Annotated in this window: 18 protein-coding genes; 13 read left to right on the forward strand and 5 right to left on the reverse strand. The window is 38.6% G+C overall.

Features of this window, described 5'->3' with window-relative positions:
* Positions 1 to 700: 700 nt before the first annotated feature.
* The 5 genes from IPJ53_14270 (at position 701) to IPJ53_14290 (ending at position 4460) form a co-directional block, all read left to right on the forward strand.
* Positions 701 to 1309 carry a superoxide dismutase gene (locus IPJ53_14270; GenBank protein MBK7800263.1) on the forward strand — a complete coding sequence of 203 codons (609 nt, stop codon included), beginning with the start codon at positions 701 to 703 and terminating at the stop codon, positions 1307 to 1309.
* Positions 1296 to 2018: a copper homeostasis protein CutC gene (locus tag IPJ53_14275; GenBank protein MBK7800264.1), complete on the forward strand. Its 723-nt coding sequence runs from the start codon at positions 1296 to 1298 to the stop codon at positions 2016 to 2018. Before IPJ53_14270 ends, IPJ53_14275 begins: the two co-directional genes overlap by 14 nt.
* Positions 2019 to 2242: 224 nt before the next feature.
* The gene (locus IPJ53_14280; protein ID MBK7800265.1) at positions 2243 to 2764 is read left to right on the forward strand and encodes a hypothetical protein; all 522 of its coding nucleotides are present in this window, start codon (positions 2243 to 2245) and stop codon (positions 2762 to 2764) included.
* Positions 2765 to 2896: 132 nt separating this feature from the next.
* Complete coding sequence (locus tag IPJ53_14285; GenBank protein MBK7800266.1) at positions 2897 to 3370, forward strand: GNAT family N-acetyltransferase; 474 nt, start codon at positions 2897 to 2899, stop codon at positions 3368 to 3370.
* A 172-nt stretch (positions 3371 to 3542) separates the two neighbouring features.
* Entirely contained in the window at positions 3543 to 4460 is a 918-nt protein-coding gene (locus IPJ53_14290; protein ID MBK7800267.1) for a hypothetical protein, read from the forward strand.
* 19 nt (positions 4461 to 4479) lie between these two features.
* Here the strand turns inward: IPJ53_14290 and IPJ53_14295 are convergent, their stop codons facing one another.
* The 5 genes from IPJ53_14295 to IPJ53_14315 all read right to left on the reverse strand — a co-directional run bounded on the left by IPJ53_14295 (position 4480) and on the right by IPJ53_14315 (position 8784).
* Positions 4480 to 5652 carry a thiolase family protein gene (locus IPJ53_14295; protein MBK7800268.1) on the reverse strand — a complete coding sequence of 391 codons (1173 nt, stop codon included), beginning with the start codon at positions 5650 to 5652 and terminating at the stop codon, positions 4480 to 4482.
* Positions 5653 to 5707: 55 nt separating this feature from the next.
* The gene (locus IPJ53_14300; protein MBK7800269.1) at positions 5708 to 6910 is read right to left on the reverse strand and encodes an acyltransferase; all 1203 of its coding nucleotides are present in this window, start codon (positions 6908 to 6910) and stop codon (positions 5708 to 5710) included.
* A gap of 138 nt (positions 6911 to 7048) precedes the next feature.
* The gene (locus tag IPJ53_14305) at positions 7049 to 7561 is read right to left on the reverse strand and encodes an OmpH family outer membrane protein (GenBank protein MBK7800270.1); all 513 of its coding nucleotides are present in this window, start codon (positions 7559 to 7561) and stop codon (positions 7049 to 7051) included.
* An 18-nt stretch (positions 7562 to 7579) separates the two neighbouring features.
* A complete protein-coding gene (locus IPJ53_14310) occupies positions 7580 to 7807 on the reverse strand; it encodes a twin-arginine translocase TatA/TatE family subunit (GenBank protein MBK7800271.1) in 228 nt (75 codons plus the stop codon).
* Between the two features lie 26 nt (positions 7808 to 7833).
* Positions 7834 to 8784, reverse strand: a complete 951-nt coding sequence (locus IPJ53_14315; protein MBK7800272.1) for an isopenicillin N synthase family oxygenase — start codon at positions 8782 to 8784, stop codon at positions 7834 to 7836.
* Positions 8785 to 9136: 352 nt separating this feature from the next.
* On the opposite strand from IPJ53_14315, the gene IPJ53_14320 reads away from it, so the two are divergent.
* From IPJ53_14320 to IPJ53_14355, 8 genes are all read left to right on the forward strand, one after another.
* Positions 9137 to 9823, forward strand: coding sequence for a hypothetical protein (locus IPJ53_14320; GenBank protein ID MBK7800273.1), 687 nt, complete (start codon positions 9137 to 9139; stop codon positions 9821 to 9823).
* A 192-nt stretch (positions 9824 to 10015) separates the two neighbouring features.
* The gene (locus tag IPJ53_14325; protein MBK7800274.1) at positions 10016 to 10705 is read left to right on the forward strand and encodes a DUF4190 domain-containing protein; all 690 of its coding nucleotides are present in this window, start codon (positions 10016 to 10018) and stop codon (positions 10703 to 10705) included.
* A 218-nt stretch (positions 10706 to 10923) separates the two neighbouring features.
* Complete coding sequence (locus IPJ53_14330; GenBank protein ID MBK7800275.1) at positions 10924 to 12366, forward strand: aldehyde dehydrogenase; 1443 nt, start codon at positions 10924 to 10926, stop codon at positions 12364 to 12366.
* A gap of 98 nt (positions 12367 to 12464) precedes the next feature.
* The gene (locus IPJ53_14335) at positions 12465 to 13205 is read left to right on the forward strand and encodes an ABC transporter permease (GenBank protein ID MBK7800276.1); all 741 of its coding nucleotides are present in this window, start codon (positions 12465 to 12467) and stop codon (positions 13203 to 13205) included.
* Positions 13202 to 13960: an ATP-binding cassette domain-containing protein gene (locus IPJ53_14340; GenBank protein MBK7800277.1), complete on the forward strand. Its 759-nt coding sequence runs from the start codon at positions 13202 to 13204 to the stop codon at positions 13958 to 13960. Before IPJ53_14335 ends, IPJ53_14340 begins: the two co-directional genes overlap by 4 nt.
* 35 nt (positions 13961 to 13995) lie before the next feature.
* Positions 13996 to 15411, forward strand: a complete 1416-nt coding sequence (locus IPJ53_14345; protein ID MBK7800278.1) for an efflux RND transporter periplasmic adaptor subunit — start codon at positions 13996 to 13998, stop codon at positions 15409 to 15411.
* Positions 15412 to 15568: 157 nt separating this feature from the next.
* Positions 15569 to 15997 (forward strand): hypothetical protein, encoded by a 429-nt coding sequence (locus IPJ53_14350; GenBank protein ID MBK7800279.1) that lies wholly within the window; start codon positions 15569 to 15571, stop codon positions 15995 to 15997.
* 139 nt (positions 15998 to 16136) lie between these two features.
* Positions 16137 to 17189: a fatty acid desaturase gene (locus IPJ53_14355; GenBank protein MBK7800280.1), complete on the forward strand. Its 1053-nt coding sequence runs from the start codon at positions 16137 to 16139 to the stop codon at positions 17187 to 17189.

Genomic DNA, 17189 nt, shown 5'->3' on the forward strand with positions numbered 1-17189 from the left:
AAAATCACATCCAAGATAAATAAGAATCAAAATTTGGCAGAAATTGTTCTGCAATATCCGAATCGAATAAGAATAATCTTCGAGAGTTAACCTGAGAATAAAATTCTAATAGAGTTAGTACAATCTTGAAATGATTCCATTTACAAGTGGGCATCAATATTTTATGTACACTCGAACTACAGATATGCGTAAAGAGCACAATGGTTTATCCCAAATTTTTCAATTTCAAAGAGTTATAATGACACAAATATCTGATTATAAATAAATTAATGGAATACTTATCTTGTAAAAAAAACTTACATGGATTTTGGTGGGTTTAATATTAATTACAGCTCCAAAGAAGTAACTCCAGAGAGAGGGAATATTTCTAATGTAAGAATTGCTTAATAATACAGGAACCAAGCTTAAGATGGAAAAATTAGGGATACCTCAGAGTGTCTCACCTAATGGATTGAAAGTTATAGATATAGTTGCTTCATTTTTTGTATCCGTTTAGTGTGGTGCGAACAACCTATTACAAACAGAACATATTCGATATTATAAAGCATTAAAGAAAATTTTTAAATTAAAGAAAATACCAACTCATGTTACGTTTGGTATATTTTTTAAGAAATTCTTCCTCCTCCAGTTCTTTATTTCCTTCAACTTTATATCTTTCTTTTTGTTAAAGATGCATTGTTCACCAATAAAATAATATCCTATGTCTTTTGTCCTTGCTGATCTACCTTATCCACCGCAATCCCTTGAGCCACATATAGATACAAGAACCATGGAAATACACCATGGAAAACACCATGCCGCTTACACCAATAATCTCAACAATGCCATAAAGGATACTCCCTTGGAAAATATGTCCATAGAAGATATCCTTAAGAATCTGGACATGAGCAACATGCCTGTTCGCAACAATTGCGGAGGATTTTATAACCACAATCTGTTCTGGAACATGATGTCTCCAAGAGGTGGTGGATTACCGAGAGGAATTGTCGCGGAAGCCATTGATGCTAATTTTGAAAGCTTTGATTCGTTTAAAGAAAAATTTGCACAGGCAGCAATTTCCAGATTTGGTTCCGGTTGGGCGTGGTTATGTGTTCATCCCGGTGGAAAGTTGGAGATTTGCTCTACCCCAAATCAGGACAATCCCCTGATGCCCAATACAGGCTGCGGTGGTGCTCCGGTACTTGCGCTCGATGTCTGGGAGCATGCCTACTACCTGCATTACCAAAACAGACGACCTGACTATGTACAGGGCTTTTTCAATGTGGTCAACTGGGAAGAAGTAGAATCCAGATATCTTGCCGGAAAATAAAGATCCTAAACCTGTTTTTGAACTTTGTACAGCAAGTGTACAGGCGGTTGAATTGGCCGCTGTTCATCAGCTCAAGGCCATAGAACTTTGTACCGATCTGCATTGCGGTGGCGTTACACCTTCTATGGGATTGGTTCGATTTGCCAGAGAAAGATTCTTCGGCGAACTGGCAATTTTAATCCGTACCCGACCGGGTGATTTTGTTTATTCTCCCTCAGAAAAAAGGATCATGCTGGACGATGTAAGAAAATATGTGGATTTGGGCGTGGATGCATTTGTGGTGGGAGGGCTGACCGCTGAAGGGCTTATAGACGAGCCTTTCCTGGAAGATATAATGACTGTGTCCTGTGGATTGAATCTTTGCTTTCATAAAGCCTTTGATGAGCTGACGGATCAAATGAAGGGTCTGAACACCTTGATTGATTTTCAATGGGACAGAGTGCTTACTTCAGGAGGCGCCGCCAATGCAAGTCTGGGAATTCCCCAAATAAAAAAACTAAATGATCTCTCTGAAAACAAAATATGTGTGATGCCCGGAGGAGGCATTCGCAGTGCCAATGTCCTAGAAATCATAGAATCCACCGGATGTTCCAGAATTCATGCAGCATTGCGAAAAGAAAGCATTTCGAATCCGACCATTCAATATCAACCACAGAATGCAGACCTTACAGATCAGGAGGAACTCCTTCGATTTTTAAAATACTTTTGATTTTACAAAATAGATAACTGCATTTTGGTTCAGCTTAATTTATTTTCCTGCATTTCTTAAATCCATTTTCAAGGCTTCGCACCAATTGTCGGCTTTTCTAAAACAAAAAGTAATTTTTTAAATCCGATGTTCAGGAATCCTGTTAATTTTACTTCATGGCCTGGCCATTGATTCTTCGTTACTTTTAAGTTCATTCTACTATTTATTTCATAAAATTATCATGAATGATAAATATTGAATTTTTAAAACGTGTTCTCTGCATGAAACTCAATAAATTCTTTTTATTTAAAACACTTTTGATTGGCATTTCTTTATTAATTGCCAATCCTTCCAGTTATGGACAGAACATAAATCCTAACTTTGATTCAACACTTGCAAAAACGCTTGGCGGGGATGACTTTGGAATGAAAAAATACATTCTGGTCATGCTAAAAACCGGGAGCAACAATATGGCAGACAAAGTCACCAGAGACAGCCTGTTCAAATTACACCTGAAAAATATTGGACGGCTGGCTGATTCCGGAAAGTTAATCGTCGCTGGTCCACTTGGTAAAAATGATCGATCATACCGAGGGATTTTTATTTTAAATGTCACATCCTTGGATGAAGCTCAGGAATTGTTGCAAACAGACCCTGCCGTGGAGCAGAAACTTTTGGAAGCCGAACTTTTCCAATGGTATGGTTCTGCAGCTTTACCGGAATACTTAAAGTCCCATAAAAAAATAGAAAAATATTCACCCGGGTAATTCCAATTTTACCGATGCTTAAATCGCTTTTTTTTAGAAATCACTTGGTTTTTTCTTCCTTGGACATCACAAGTTTGACGGGAGAAAAAGCAAACTAAATAATCTTAATTTCGGAATAGTAATAATCATTCGATGACTACACTTGTTCACACCTCTGCCGACCATGTAGACTTCCTCGAACTTGTAAAAGAATTGGATGCTGAACTAAAAATCCGGGATGGTGAAGAACACTCGTTTTATGCACCGCACAATAAGCTGGATAAAATCATTTTTGTCACCATAGCCTTTCATCAAAATATGGCCGTTGGGTGCGGGGCTTTAAAGGAATTCTCTGTAGACAGTCTGGAAGTTAAAAGAATGTATGTGCGTCCGGAAAACCGGGGACATGGAATTGCAGGTAAAATTTTGAATGAACTGGAAAATCAAACTGCAATGCTTGGTTATTCCAGATGTGTTTTGGAAACCGGAAAAAATCAACCGGAAGCAATCAGTCTTTATGAAAAGAATGGCTATAAAAGAATTCCAAATTATGGACCCTATCAAAATATATCCAACAGTGTGTGTTTTGAAAAAAAAATTAATCCTATAATGCAAAGCACTGTTTAAAAAATGGAATACTAAGTAGATGATATCTGCCTCAAAGTTCAAATTATAAGCCTACTTATTAAATCCCAAAAAAAATGAAACTTTTTAGAAATGGATTTCTCAAAGTTGATGCAATCAAAAAATCGTAAAAACTACCCGAAAAACTTCCCGCATACTGAGTACTTTTGCACGTATGAATAAATTAATTGTGTTTTGCATTCTAGGCATCCTGACCTGTTCCTCCTGTGCCTGGTTTTGCAAAAAATCAAAATGTCCGCCCACAGATCAAAGTACTTTGATGGTCAATGACAGTCTTGCTTTACTTGACAAAATAGAGCGATTGGACACCGCACATTTACCTGAATTTATCATTCGCGTAAATGTACATTACATCGACTCCAGAAATGGAATGTTTTATCGAGGGAAAAAAGAAGATGAAAAACCAGTCAATGGAAATGTGTGGGCACACAGATTAATCAACCATGCCAATTCAATTCTTGAAAATCTTGAAGAAAGTGGGACCAGTAAAAATTCATTTGTTGGCAACAGTCGCATCCGATTAAAAATTTATTCGGATCCTTCAAATCCACTGGACAGCAACGGCGGCATTTGGTATTGGCCCAGTAGACGAATGAATAAATCAATGTACAATGAGGATGTACTCAACATTGTGATTGAAGATTATGGCCAACCCAAAGATTTTAAATTAAATGGTTATGCCTGTGGAATGAATTTCTGCAATGAAATCGTACTGCAGGATGCCTTTGACAATGCAGCGAATGGAGGTAGATTTGGCTGGTGGTCGTTTGCCAGTTTGCTGTGCCATGAATTGGGTCATGTCATGGGTCTTTGTCATTCTTTCTATTGCGGAAACGAATGCAAAGATGTGGACATTGACATTGCAAAGGAGTGTAAAATAAATCCCTGTTTTTCGGATTGCGGTGGACCAAATGTGGGTTTCTGCGACAACTGGAAATCAGGTAGTAAAAATATGATGGGGTACAATCCAAACCAATCGTCCTTAAGTCCTTGCCAATGGAAAATTGCCTACCGAAATCTGTGCTTCACAAAGGCAAGATTTGTAGTCAGGCGCAAGGAAATTAAAAATTAGATATTGGGTGCACGAGTCCTTAATAGGATTCTATCACCGCAGCAATTCCCTGCCCTCCCCCTACACAGGCTGTAACGATTCCAAATGACTGCTTCCTGGATTTAAGCTCATGCAGCAAGGTCATGGTCAGTCTTGCACCGCTGCATCCCAGTGGGTGTCCCAGCGCGATTGCCCCGCCATTTACATTGACAATGGAAGGATCCAAACCTGCTTCCCGGATAACGGCAAGCGATTGGGATGCAAAAGCTTCATTTAATTCGATCAATGAAATTTCAGCTAAGCTTTTTCCGGCAGCAAGCAATGCTTTTGGAATGGCTGCGCAAGGTCCGATTCCCATGTACAATGGATCCACACCGGCAACACTGCAAGCTATGATCCTGCCGACCGGTTGTAAACCTAATGCGTTCATCATCCGCTCGCTCATCACCAAAACAAATCCCGCACCATCACTGGTTTGTGAAGCGTTGCCGGCCGTAACGGTACCGTGATTGGCAAACACAGGTTTCAAAGCCGACAAAGCCTCCAGGGTAGTTTCTTTACGAATGCCTTCATCTTCCTTTACCGTAAAATTGGTTTCAGTTCGCTTGTCATTCTTCACGGAAATTTCAGTTAAACTTACCGGTGTAATTTCTTCCGCAAAGAAACCTCTGTCCCGCGCTGCTGAGGACAATTGATGCGATCTCAAAGCAAATTCATCCTGAGCCTCTCTGCTGATGTTGTATTTTTTTGCAACAGCTTCTGCTGTGAGTCCCATTCCAATGATGTAGTCAGGATGTTTGTCTGCTACTTCATAATTGAGGGCCAGTTTATATCCTTCCATAGGAATCTGGCTCATGTTTTCCACTCCGCCTGCAATAAAGCATTCGCCCATGCCGGCACGGATTTTTGCGGTGGCAATAGCAATGGTCTCCAGACCAGAAGCACAATATCGATTGACCGTCATACCGGGAACCTTTTCACCCAGGGCCCTGAGTGATATTTGCCTGCCGATCTGCAGCCCCTGTTCGCCTTCAGGATTGGCGCAGCCTACAATTAAATCATCCACCAATGTAGGGTCTAGTTGCGGCACTTTCTTAAGTAAATCCTGAATGACCATCACAGCCAGATCATCTGAACGTAAAAATCTGAATCCACCTTTCTTCGCTTTTGCAACGGCAGACCTGGTGTAGGCAACGATATAAGCTTCCTGCATGAGTTCGATTTAATAAAAACAAAAATAACACATTCTGATTTGGAAAAAGTCAAATTCATTCCGGCGATCCGGATGGCTTAAGCCTTAAAAACGGAGTTTGAATAAATTTCCAAAGTTTCACCGGCCAGTTCTTGTCCATACATGGGCGCTCAAGGACCAGATAAAAAATAAATGAAATCATGAGTATGTAAATAAAAAGCAGCAAGCCCAACCAAAAATAATCCAAAATAAAATAGTTGAAATAATTCCGTCTGGTGAGTTCTGAACCCAGCCCCATGGTAATTTGATTATGCAACAAATAAATGGAATAACACATTCCACCCATTACGCTGATGTTGATATTGGAAAAAACGATTTTGTATCCTTCCTGCATCAATACATTGTAGAATAATACGAAGAGGAAAAACAATTGTGCAGTGCTTAAAAGTATTTTAGTAAAAGGGTGAATGTCGTTTAAATAAGTAATGTCCGTAAACATCATCAACAAAAAAGCGACTAGCGTGACCAAATCAGGTCGCCAATGGGCATTCCACTCATCAATAAAGGATATTTTTAATTTTTCTGCATAGCAAAGTGCGACCAGTATACCCAAGGAGAAAAAATGAAAATATTCATAGAGACTAAAAAAATCAGGTTTAATGAATTTTGTCAAAATGGAAAAAAATAATGTGATCAGTATCAACATCACTTTTCTGTTGGTAAATTTTTTGAAGAAAATGTAAAACAAAATGGGGGCAAGAATATAAAATTGAATTTCAATTTCAAGACTCCAGGTCACATTGTTCACCAAGGGTTGAATATCCCGGTTGTAAAAAAAATTATGCCCGTAAAACAAGGAATAAAAAAAGCTGGGGGAAAAATCTTCAAAATTTTTTTTCTCAAAGATGGATACCTGAAACCACACGATCAGCAGGAGGCTAATGATATAGGGGGGTTCAAGCCGGGTAAGTCTTCTGTAGAAATAGGATCCGATGGATACTTTTTTCCCTTCCCCGAGATAATATTTTGCAAATGGCAAGGCAAGGATAAAAGCACTGATGACAAAAAAAATCTCTACACCAAAATATCCCCGCAGAAAAATATCATGAAGCCAATCATAAGATTCTTTGTCGTCTTTGTAATCAAATCTGAGTTCTGAAAAAAGAAAGCCATCCAAATGAAAAAATACCACCATGGCAATGGCCAAAAACCTAAGTCCATCAATTTCAGTAATGACGTTACCTGAATTGGTGATTCTTCGTAAAAAACTTAAATTCATGGACCGGACTTAAATTTAAGGTCCAAAAATAACCCAATAAGGCTAAAATTTATCCAAGCCCGGAAATAGTTTGATCTTTTCGGGAAACAAATTTTAAAAAGCTCAATTTAGTATGTGGTATGTAAAAAGTCCAACACCCTATTTGATCTTCGGTTCCTCCAGTTTTTTATAGACCAAAGAAAAAATGTCCTTGGATTGATCTGCAAAGAGAAAGCCCTGCACACTGTCAAAAATGAATGTATAACCTTCAGTTTTTGCAATCTCATTGATGGCATCGTTGATGCGTTTCAAGAGTGGTGCCAGCAACTCATCTCTTCTTTTTGTGAGTGATTCCTGAGCACTTTGCTGGTATTTGCCAATGGCATTTTGTTCAACTTCCAGGTTACTCTCCATTTCTTTCTGCTTTACGGGTGTAAGGTTTCCGCCTTGCATTTGGTCCCGGTAGATCTTCAAACCTTCCTGAAATTTGGTCACCATTTGTTCCCCGGTAGCCGAAAGAGATTTTTCATAAGTGGCCAATTGCTCGGCTATTTTCTTTGATTCACTCAAACTGTCCAATAGAACTTTGGTATTGAGATGCGCTATTTTTTGTGCGGATGCAGAAAAGGCATAGCAAGCCACGATCAGCGTCAAAAGATGTCTAATCTTCATGTTAATTCAAGCTAAATATTATTGGTTGGTATTGTTGTTGTCGGGAATGTTTTTGCGTTCAGCTTCACGCATTCCTTCTCTGATTTCGTTGTTTATGGAGTTTTTGGCATTGTTAAACTCTCTGATGCCTGCACCAAGGCCACGCATGAGTTCCGGAATCTTCTTACCTCCGAACAACAGCAATACAACAAAAACAACCGCCACCATTTCCCAACCACCCAAATTTCCTAAAAATAAAAGAGTCATAATTATTTATTTAAAAGTCAAAGATACTACTTCTTTAATCCAATTTCCCTTAAGCGTTCATCCAAATAGGCCCCTGCCGTAATAGGGTCATAATGACTTGGATTGTCGGCACTTACACAACCCGGCAGGCAAGTGAGGTCCATTTCGCTCCTTGGATGGAGAAAAAATGGAATGGAAAGCCTTGGCACATGCCAGAGATGTCTTGGAGGATTTACCACGCGGTGGGTGGTCGATATGAGCAAATTGTTGGTCAATCTCTGCAACATATCCCCGACATTCACTACAATCTCATTTTCTCCCGGAATTACTTCAAGCCACTCTCCCTGCAAATTCAAAACTTGCAATCCTCCGGCCGAAGCTCCGACCAGGAGGGTGATCAGGTTTATATCTTCATGCTGCTCTGCCCTAATGGCGGAGGAAGGTTCTTGTATGATGGGTGGATAATGTATGGCCCTGAGAATACTGTTACCCTTCAGGATCTTTTCTTCAAAATAATCCTCTTTAAGACCAAGATAAAGGGCTATGGCCCGGAGCAAATGACTTCCGGCAAGCTCAAATGACTTGTATAACTGATCTCCCAATAATGCAAATTCAGGTACATCGACCGTTTTTACATTGTCCGGATATTCTGATTTCAAAGGATCGTCCGAAGCAACTGTCTGCCCAATCTGAAAAAATTCTTTCAAATCTGCCACTTTTGAATGCTTGGCATGCTCTTTCCCAAAAGAAGTATACCCTCTTTGTCCGGCCAAACCGGGAATCTCATATTTTTCCTTCAATTCTGCCGGCAAAGAGAAAAACCGCTCCGCTTCCGCATAAAAACCTGAAACCAAATGTGGATCCACCCCATGATTCTTGACCCCAACGAAACCAATATGCCTGAAGGAATCCCCCAACTCCTTTACAAAAGTGGCGCGATCCACAGGCTTGTCACTTAAAAACAGGCTTAAATCTACTAAAGGTATGGCTCTACTCATTTACAATAATTTCCCTAAACACAACAAAAACCGGACCTCTTTCTAACGCAAGAATGTGAATATTAGTTCGCTGATTCCAAGTATCGCTGGATTTTATAATCCATTAAGGACCGAATGTTCAAAATTTCTTAAATCACACCAAACTAAGTCTGCAATAATACTCCAAGTAATTTCCTTTTATGTCAACTTCTTCCAAAATTTATTACCAAAAATCTTATTGAAATAAACATCCAATTCGGATGAATTAGTGTACTAAATTTACAATGTTCACGAAGTTTTAAATTAGGTTGTAAATAATACATCGTTACTTCAAGAATGGTTTAAAAGAACAATGAAATAAAATTCAGAATAAATGAAAAATTTAAATTATCTGATGATTATAGGATGGCTGCTATTGATCTCATGCACCAAAAGCACCCATGTATTATGTCCCGATTTTAAGGGAAAGAAAAATTCGAATTTTGTGAAAATGGAATTCAATTTTCATCAGAAGAATAAAAAATTAAACAAAAGGCCATTTTCAATTCACCTCAAAAAAGTCCCTCAGGAGGATCAAACAGAGCCATTTTTTATCAAGTTGAATTTATTGGGTACTTCAAATAAAAAGTTATCCTTACCCAATAAAAATTTTAACTTCTCATCAATTCCATTAAAATTAAATTCGAATTCAAGTCTTAAAATAAAAGCATTTACAATCGTAAACAAACATGATTATCAAAAATTAAGCTTTCCAAACGCTCAAAAAAAAGATTCTATTTCAAGACCCAAATATGGTTACAAACTTTTTATTCCATTACTGTCGGTTACTTTTGGAATTCTGGCCGGAGGCTTCGTGGTTCCTGTATATACTTCAGGATTGCTGGTGGGGTTGATCGCTGCTCCAATAGCCGCAGGCATATGCATCACATTAGGTTTCATAGGATTGCGTAGAAAACTTAAGGGAGAAGGATTGTTTTTTAGTATTGTAGGGATAGTTTTAGGTTTTCTCAGTCTGGTAGCATTAGCTCCAATATTGCTCTTTTTCTTAGCCTATATTTAGTAGTAAATGATTTAGGCCTTAATGCTGGGTTTTATTTTCACTAAGTAATCAATGTCCAGTTCAAGTCTTTCTAATACAAATTAGTCACGAATGCTAACTTTTTAATTTTAACTGAAAATTATTTTTGAGGTCTGGTCAGAATACTTACCTTTAACCAGACAATTTTATTATTAAACCTTCAAAATTTATTAAATGAAAAAACTCAGTTTTTTACTCCTCGCATTTGGCCTATTTCTAGGTTCATGTAGCAAGCAGTCCTATGTCAGCTGCCCAAGTTTTAAAGACGGTCATAAATCTTTAGCCTGGAACAATTACCAATCCACCCCTAAAAAGAAAAAAAGCAAAAATCTTTCCAGTCAATTGGTCAAAAAATCTACCTCAGAGTGGGCTGTTGAGAAAGAAATTTTATCTGTTGAGCCAATAGCTGCCAGGCAAAATGCTGAGCCACTTTATGCATCAGTAGAGCCTTCTGTGCTTTATACCCCAAATCTCAATTTACTGAATGAAAAACCGATGGCTCCTTCTAGCCATAAAGCTGCTAAAAAACCAATCAGAGAAACGAGAATTGCCGGAAAAACTCAGGCAAATTTGCAATCAACATTATTAAAGATTAAAAATAATAATATAATTAATAAGCTTTCACCAGAAAATACCAGTAATGGCATGGGTATCGCGGCAATGGTTTGTGGTATATTAGGATTAGTGGGGATTTTTTCAGGCTTCGGTGGTTTACTATTAGGTATTCTTGCAATAATTTTTGGAGCCATTGGTCTTAAATCTCTAAACGGAAGAGGAATGGCTAAAGCTGGATTAGTCATGGGAATAATTGCTGTAGCTTTATCCTTGTTAGCTTTATTGTTTATTTTAGCATTATTTGCTTAATCTATTTTTACATTTTGATTGAATTTCTATTAATCAAATGTTCAATTCAAGTTAAAAATTGAGTAATTCAAGTATTCTTTTTTAATTAAGTTTTGTATAAATAAATATAATAGGTTATTTATATATTGAATTTCGAAAAGTATATTTAATACCGCAACGCTAGTGTCCCTTGCACCTGCCAATTTATTATGCGATCTTCACGCTATAATTTAATCTGCATGCACAAAATTCAAAACTATATAAACGGACAATATCTTGACCCTGTCGATACCAAATGGCTGGACAATATAAACCCGGCAACCGGTCATGTAATCTCCCATCTCCCCGACAGCAACCAAAAAGATGTGGACTTGGCGGTAACGGCCGCAAAAGAAGCCTTTCGAGATTGGTCCCTGACATCAGGATCACTTAGATTCAAGATTCTAAATAGAATAGCAGATTTGATTGAAGAAAAAAATGAAGAACTGGCAGTTGCGGAAACCAACGACACAGGCAAACCCCTCAATCTCTCCAGCAATATTGAAATTCCACGCGCTGCATCCAACTTCAGATTTTTTGCAACCGCGGCCATGCAATTTTCTTCTGAAAGCCATTCTACTCCTGATTCCATAAACTATACCTTAAGGCAACCTATCGGTGTAGTAGGATGCATCTCACCATGGAATCTTCCTTTGTACTTATTTACCTGGAAAATAGCCCCGGCCCTTGCTGCTGGCAATTGCGTTGTTGCCAAGCCTTCAGAACTGAGCCCCACTACTGCCTTTATGCTTGGAGAAATTGCAAATGAAGCAGGATTACCTAAAGGAGTGCTCAATATTCTTCATGGTTTGGGTCCAAACCTGGGTGAGGGCATCGTAAAAAACCCACATATCAAAGCAATTTCATTTACCGGCGGCACCAAAACAGGTCAAATTATTTCCGGTATTGCAGGACCCATGTTTAAAAAACTGAGCCTTGAATTAGGAGGCAAAAATCCATGTTTGGTTTTTGAAGATTGTGATTATTCCAAAACCCTCAGCGAAGTTGCCCGGTTGGCATTTTCAAATCAAGGTCAGATTTGTCTTTGCGGATCCAGAATACTTATTCACCAAAGCATCTATGAAAAATTTAAAACCGACCTTGTCAACAAGGTTTCACATTTAAAAATAGGTGATCCGATGGAAGATGGGACTCAGATTGGTTCTGTCATCTCTGCTGCTCATCGTGACAAAATCATGTCTTACATAACACTCGCCAAAGAGGAAGGAGGCCAATTGCTTACCGGTGGAAATGCCGTTTATCCCGAAGGGCGATGTCATCGAGGATATTTTGTGGAGCCTACCATTTTTGAAGGCCTGGGACCGGCGTGCAGAATAAATCAGGAAGAAGTATTTGGTCCGGTGATCACTTTACAGAGGTTTGCTTCTGAAGAAGAAGCGCTGACTTTGGCCAATCACAGTAACTACGGACTGGCAGCTACCCTTTGGACCAAAGACCTTAACAGAGCGCATAGAATAGCCCAACAACTCAACACCGGTATTGTATGGATCAACTGCTGGCTGAACCGCGACCTGAGGACTGCATTTGGAGGCATGAACCAAAGTGGTGTGGGTCGTGAAGGGGGTTGGGAAGCGATGCGATTCTTCACCGAACCAAAAAATGTTTGCATAAAATACCTTTGAACAATTCATGGTATTTGCTGACCTGTTCATAGTCTTAAAAGGAAAGGTTATCTAAAAACTGAGGGCAAAACGGTGGATTGTTTTACCTTTACTTTTGAATGAAAACCTTATTTCATCTCGGTAAATATGTGGTATGGCTTGGCCAGGTTTTTAAAAAACCTGAGAATGCCAGCATGTACTGGAGGGAGACCCTTCGTCAAATGATCAACATCGGTATTGGGTCACTCATTATTATTGCCATCATTTCAGTCTTTATTGGAGCCGTAACGGCTGTTCAGTTTTCCTACCAAATGGAAGGATCGTTGATCCCAAGATATTACATTGGTTATATAGTCCGGGACATGACCATCATGGAATTAGCCCCAACTTTTAGTTGCATGGTTTTGGCCGGTAAAGTCGGCTCCAATCTGGCATCAGAAATAGGAGGTATGCGTCAAAAAGAACATATAGACGCCATGGAAATCATGGGTGTAAATACAGCAGCCTATCTGGTTCAACCTAAAATCATTGCATCGATCATAGTAATTCCTATGTTGGTCTGTGTAGGTGCATTCATCAGTATTATTGGTGGTTACTTAGCCAGTGTCCCTACAGGTTTGTTCAGCAATGAAGAATACGTTCAGGGCCTTAGATCATTTTTTGTCCCTTACAACGTTACCATGATGTTTGTCAAAGCGGTGACATTTTCATTTCTCTTGACGACTGTTTCATGTTACCAGGGCTATTTTGTTAAAGGAGGAAGTATTGAATTGGGAAATGCCAGTACACAGGCTGTCGTCTACTCCAACATTCTGATTCTTTTATCGGATTATCTTATTGCAATGTTGATGACCACATGATCAGGGCAGAAAATATTTACAAGAGTTTTGGAACTCAGGAAGTTTTAAAAAACATCAGTTGCACCTTCGAACAAGGGAAGACTAATCTGATTATAGGCCGGTCAGGTGCAGGCAAGACGGTATTTCTCAAAATTCTTATTGGACTGGTAACACCTACCAGTGGGCATGTTTTTTTTAATGAGGTGGATTTTTATTCACTCAATAAAAAACAGACCCGCGAATTAAGAATGCAGATTGGGATGTTGTTTCAAGGATCAGCATTGTTTGATTCCATGACAGTGGAAGAAAATATTCGTTTCCCGATGGATATGTTTACGACCAAAACGGCGAAAGAAAAACTGATGCAAGTTGATCATTGTTTGGAGCGGGTAAATCTTCAGGGAAATAATAAAAAGTATCCTTCGGAATTATCAGGAGGCATGCAAAAAAGAGTTGGTATTGCAAGAGCCATTGTGCTCAATCCAACATATCTTTTTTGCGATGAACCCAACAGTGGATTAGATCCCAAAACATCCATTGTTATTGATGATTTGATCATGGACATCACGCACGAAATGAACATTATAACCGTGATCAACACCCACGACATGAACAGTGTGATGCAGATCGGAGAAAAAATTGTCTTTTTTCATGAAGGAAGACTTGAATGGACCGGAACCAAAGAGGAAGTTTTGTCCAGTAAAAATGAGATACTGGAAGGATTTATTTTTGCCTCCCCATTTCTTCAAAAACTAAGAGCACAGATTAATATTTAAATTTTATATTTTATATGGCACAAACAACTAAACAAATGGCACCCGCAAAGAAATCAAAATGGTGGATTTGGGCATTGATTGCCGCCATAATTTTATTGATCACAGCGGCCATTCTAAAGAACAAAACAAAACCTAAAGGAACAGCAGTTGTTGTTGAGAAAGTAGAGCGGAGAGACATTACTGAAACCGTTTCAGCCAGTGGAAAAATCTATCCGGAAAAAGAAATTAAAATATCATCGGATGTTTCTGGAGAAATCGTGGAGCTTTATGTTGAAGAAGGTGATTCTGTAAAAGCAGGACAAATTATTGCACGCATCAATCCGGATGTGTACCTTTCAGCAGTGGAAAGATCCTCAGCCGGAGTCAATGCTGCCAGATCTCAGGCAGGTGCAAGTAGGGTCAATATAAGTGCTGCGGAAGCCCAAAAAGATCAGGTCAAAGCACAATTTGAAAATGCAAAAAAGGTCTATTCCCGAAATAAAAAATTATTTAGTGATGGAATCATTTCACAAGCAGACCTGGAAGCCTCTGAAGCACAGTTAAAAAATCTTGAATCCAATCTGAGATCAGCAGAATCCAACATTGAGGCCATCAAAAAACAATCCCAGGGATCCTCCTATCAGGTAAAAGATGCAGAGGCGGTTTTGAAAGAACAAAAGACTAATCTTGGACGCACTACCATAAAAGCACCCGCGAATGGAATCATTTCCAAACTCAATGTAGAGAAAGGAGAACGTGTAGTAGGAACCATGCAAATGAGCGGTACGGAAATGATGCGCATTGCTGATTTAAACGCCATGGAAGTTCAGATAGAAGTGAGTGAAAATGATATTGTACGTGTTACCATTGGCGATGAAGCAGAAATTGAAGTCGATGCTTACCAAAATAAAAAATTTACCGGACGCGTCACTGAAGTATCCAACAGTGCTTCCAATTTAAGCACCGGTATCGGAGGTTCAATTTCGACTGACCAGGTCACTAAGTTTATTGTCAAAGTCAGAATTGAAAAAGAATCTTATGCAGATTTGGTGACCGGCAATGGACCCGCTCCATTCAAACCGGGAATGTCCGCAACGGTCGAAATAAAAACCAACAAAGTGGAAAATGTCTTGAGCATTCCAATTCAAGCGGTAGTGGCCTACGACCCTGATGCTGAAATGAAAAAGAAAAAAGCAAAGGATGCTGCATTGGAAGGAAACATTGCCAAAACTGAAAAAAAAGTTGCTCTAAAAGAAAATCCATTTCATGAAGCGGTGTTTATCCTATTAAAAGACACTGTCCACAGGGTGGACGTAAAAACCGGTATACAGGATGAAAATTTTATTGAAATAATCAGTGGGCTCAATGAAGGGGATGAAGTGGTAACAGGTCCGTATGTTGCAATATCCAGAGAACTCAAATCAGGTAGCAAAGCGCATCGCAAAAAAGAGGAAGAAGCGGAAAAGAAGTAGTTAAAAAATTCCGGTAATTTCCGATTGATGTTTATAAAATCCACTTAAGATTTTTATAATTTCAAATTTGATTGGAGGCGTTTATTTTAAATAAATATTCTGGCTCTGGCAAACAAATTATGACGGCAGTACATTGTATTAAATTTTCACAGGAAAAATGAAAAAAGCACTCATGTTTTTTGTTTTAATCCATTGCTTTCATATTGGATTTGCTCAAAATATTTGGGGTATTCTCAGTCAGGTGAAGTATAAAAAAATGGTGGATGAAAACCTTGGATTTGAAGTGGAATATCCGTTGTTCAGCGCTGAATTAAAATCTTATGAGGGTAAGGAAATATTGGTAAAAGGTTTCATCATTCCCAGAGATGGTTACAAAAGTCAAACTGAATTTGTACTTTCAGCATTGCCCGTGCGATCTTGTTATTTTTGCGGAGGGGCCGGCCCTGAAACAGTCATTGAAGTGATTGCTCAAAAAGGGATTCCATTTACGGCTGATAAAATTGAACTCAAAGGAATCCTGAGACTCAACACCATGGATTTAAACCGACTTATGTTTCAGTTGACAAATGCAGAAAGAGTCCAATAGACAAAAATCTAATCTATTGGTAATTATACATATTGATTTTAGTTAATATAAACTCAAATTTTCCTGATGTTACAGCCAATTTTCTTGACATTGTTTGAACTAAATCAATATCTTTGCGGTTCTTAAGGGCGAACCAATAATGAAAGAATTGAATTTAGAAAAGGAAGAGTTTATTTCAAAAGTCAAGTTGGCTTTAAAAACACTGAGAGAATATCAAAAACCCGATAACAAAAAAGCGATCATCCAGATAATAAATTCATTTGGACCCTTCTTCGTGATTTGGGTTGCGATTTATTTCTTATGGGATTACAGTATTTTATTGTCAGTGTTACTGGCTGTAATAAATGCATTTTTTCTGGTACGCATTTTTATTATTCAGCATGATTGTGGACACAACAGTTTTGTGGAATCTACCAGCTGGCGAAAAAGAATAGGATATTTCTGTAGTTTAGTAAGCTCTGTGCCCTATAGCTATTGGGCAAAATCCCACCACTTTCACCATATGAATAATGGTATGCTGGAAGTAAGAGACATCGGTGACATTGATACCCTTACGGTAAAAGAATTTGCTTCATTGTCCAAATTCGCAAGATTTAAATACCGCTTGTACCGATCCGGAATTGTGATGTTTTTCTTTGGTCCTCTTTATTATATCTTTATACACAACAGATTGCCATTGGTTAATCTTGAGGAGTTTAAAAAATATAAACCAGGTTTAATTCTGAATAATATAATTTACGCTGCCATCATGGTAGGATTGTGCTTTATCCTTGATTGGAAAAAGTTTCTGACCGTACACATGCTTATCCTTTCATTATTTGCCATAATAGCCATTTGGTTTTTTTACATCCAGCATCAGCACGAACATGGTTATAAAGAATGGAGAAACCGATGGGAATTTATGTATGCAGCCATCAAAGGAAGCAGCTATTATAAATTACCTAAAATACTTCATTGGTTTACCGGCAACATTGCCATTCATCACATTCATCATTTGAATCCTGCGATTCCAAATTACAATCTTCAGAAATGTGAGAAAGCCATTCCTTGGTTTCATAAATACACCACCGAAATTACCGTGTGGGAAAGTTTCAAATTGGCCACTCATAAATTATGGGATGAAAACACCCAAAGGATGATCACCTTCCGGGAATATTACCGAATGGAAAAAATGGGTCTCATAGGAGCATAA

The organism is Candidatus Vicinibacter affinis (assembly GCA_016714365.1).
In the GTDB taxonomy this organism is placed as follows: Bacteria; Bacteroidota; Bacteroidia; order Chitinophagales; family Saprospiraceae; genus Vicinibacter; species Vicinibacter affinis.

Excerpts from the sequence above, each read along its gene's own strand:
- IPJ53_14270 (MBK7800263.1), top strand. The coding sequence starts at position 701 with ATGTCTTTTGTCCTTGCTGATCTACCTTATCCACCGCAATCCCTTGAG.
- IPJ53_14280 (MBK7800265.1), top strand. The coding sequence starts at position 2,243 with ATGATAAATATTGAATTTTTAAAACGTGTTCTCTGCATGAAACTCAAT.
- IPJ53_14285 (MBK7800266.1), top strand. The coding sequence starts at position 2,897 with ATGACTACACTTGTTCACACCTCTGCCGACCATGTAGACTTCCTCGAA.
- IPJ53_14290 (MBK7800267.1), top strand. The coding sequence starts at position 3,543 with ATGAATAAATTAATTGTGTTTTGCATTCTAGGCATCCTGACCTGTTCC.
- IPJ53_14295 (MBK7800268.1), bottom strand. The coding sequence starts at position 5,652 with ATGCAGGAAGCTTATATCGTTGCCTACACCAGGTCTGCCGTTGCAAAA.
- IPJ53_14300 (MBK7800269.1), bottom strand. The coding sequence starts at position 6,910 with ATGAATTTAAGTTTTTTACGAAGAATCACCAATTCAGGTAACGTCATT.
- IPJ53_14305 (MBK7800270.1), bottom strand. The coding sequence starts at position 7,561 with ATGAAGATTAGACATCTTTTGACGCTGATCGTGGCTTGCTATGCCTTT.
- IPJ53_14310 (MBK7800271.1), bottom strand. The coding sequence starts at position 7,807 with ATGACTCTTTTATTTTTAGGAAATTTGGGTGGTTGGGAAATGGTGGCG.
- IPJ53_14315 (MBK7800272.1), bottom strand. The coding sequence starts at position 8,784 with ATGAGTAGAGCCATACCTTTAGTAGATTTAAGCCTGTTTTTAAGTGAC.
- IPJ53_14320 (MBK7800273.1), top strand. The coding sequence starts at position 9,137 with ATGAAAAATTTAAATTATCTGATGATTATAGGATGGCTGCTATTGATC.
- IPJ53_14325 (MBK7800274.1), top strand. The coding sequence starts at position 10,016 with ATGAAAAAACTCAGTTTTTTACTCCTCGCATTTGGCCTATTTCTAGGT.
- IPJ53_14330 (MBK7800275.1), top strand. The coding sequence starts at position 10,924 with ATGCACAAAATTCAAAACTATATAAACGGACAATATCTTGACCCTGTC.
- IPJ53_14335 (MBK7800276.1), top strand. The coding sequence starts at position 12,465 with ATGAAAACCTTATTTCATCTCGGTAAATATGTGGTATGGCTTGGCCAG.
- IPJ53_14340 (MBK7800277.1), top strand. The coding sequence starts at position 13,202 with ATGATCAGGGCAGAAAATATTTACAAGAGTTTTGGAACTCAGGAAGTT.
- IPJ53_14345 (MBK7800278.1), top strand. The coding sequence starts at position 13,996 with ATGGCACCCGCAAAGAAATCAAAATGGTGGATTTGGGCATTGATTGCC.
- IPJ53_14350 (MBK7800279.1), top strand. The coding sequence starts at position 15,569 with ATGAAAAAAGCACTCATGTTTTTTGTTTTAATCCATTGCTTTCATATT.
- IPJ53_14355 (MBK7800280.1), top strand. The coding sequence starts at position 16,137 with ATGAAAGAATTGAATTTAGAAAAGGAAGAGTTTATTTCAAAAGTCAAG.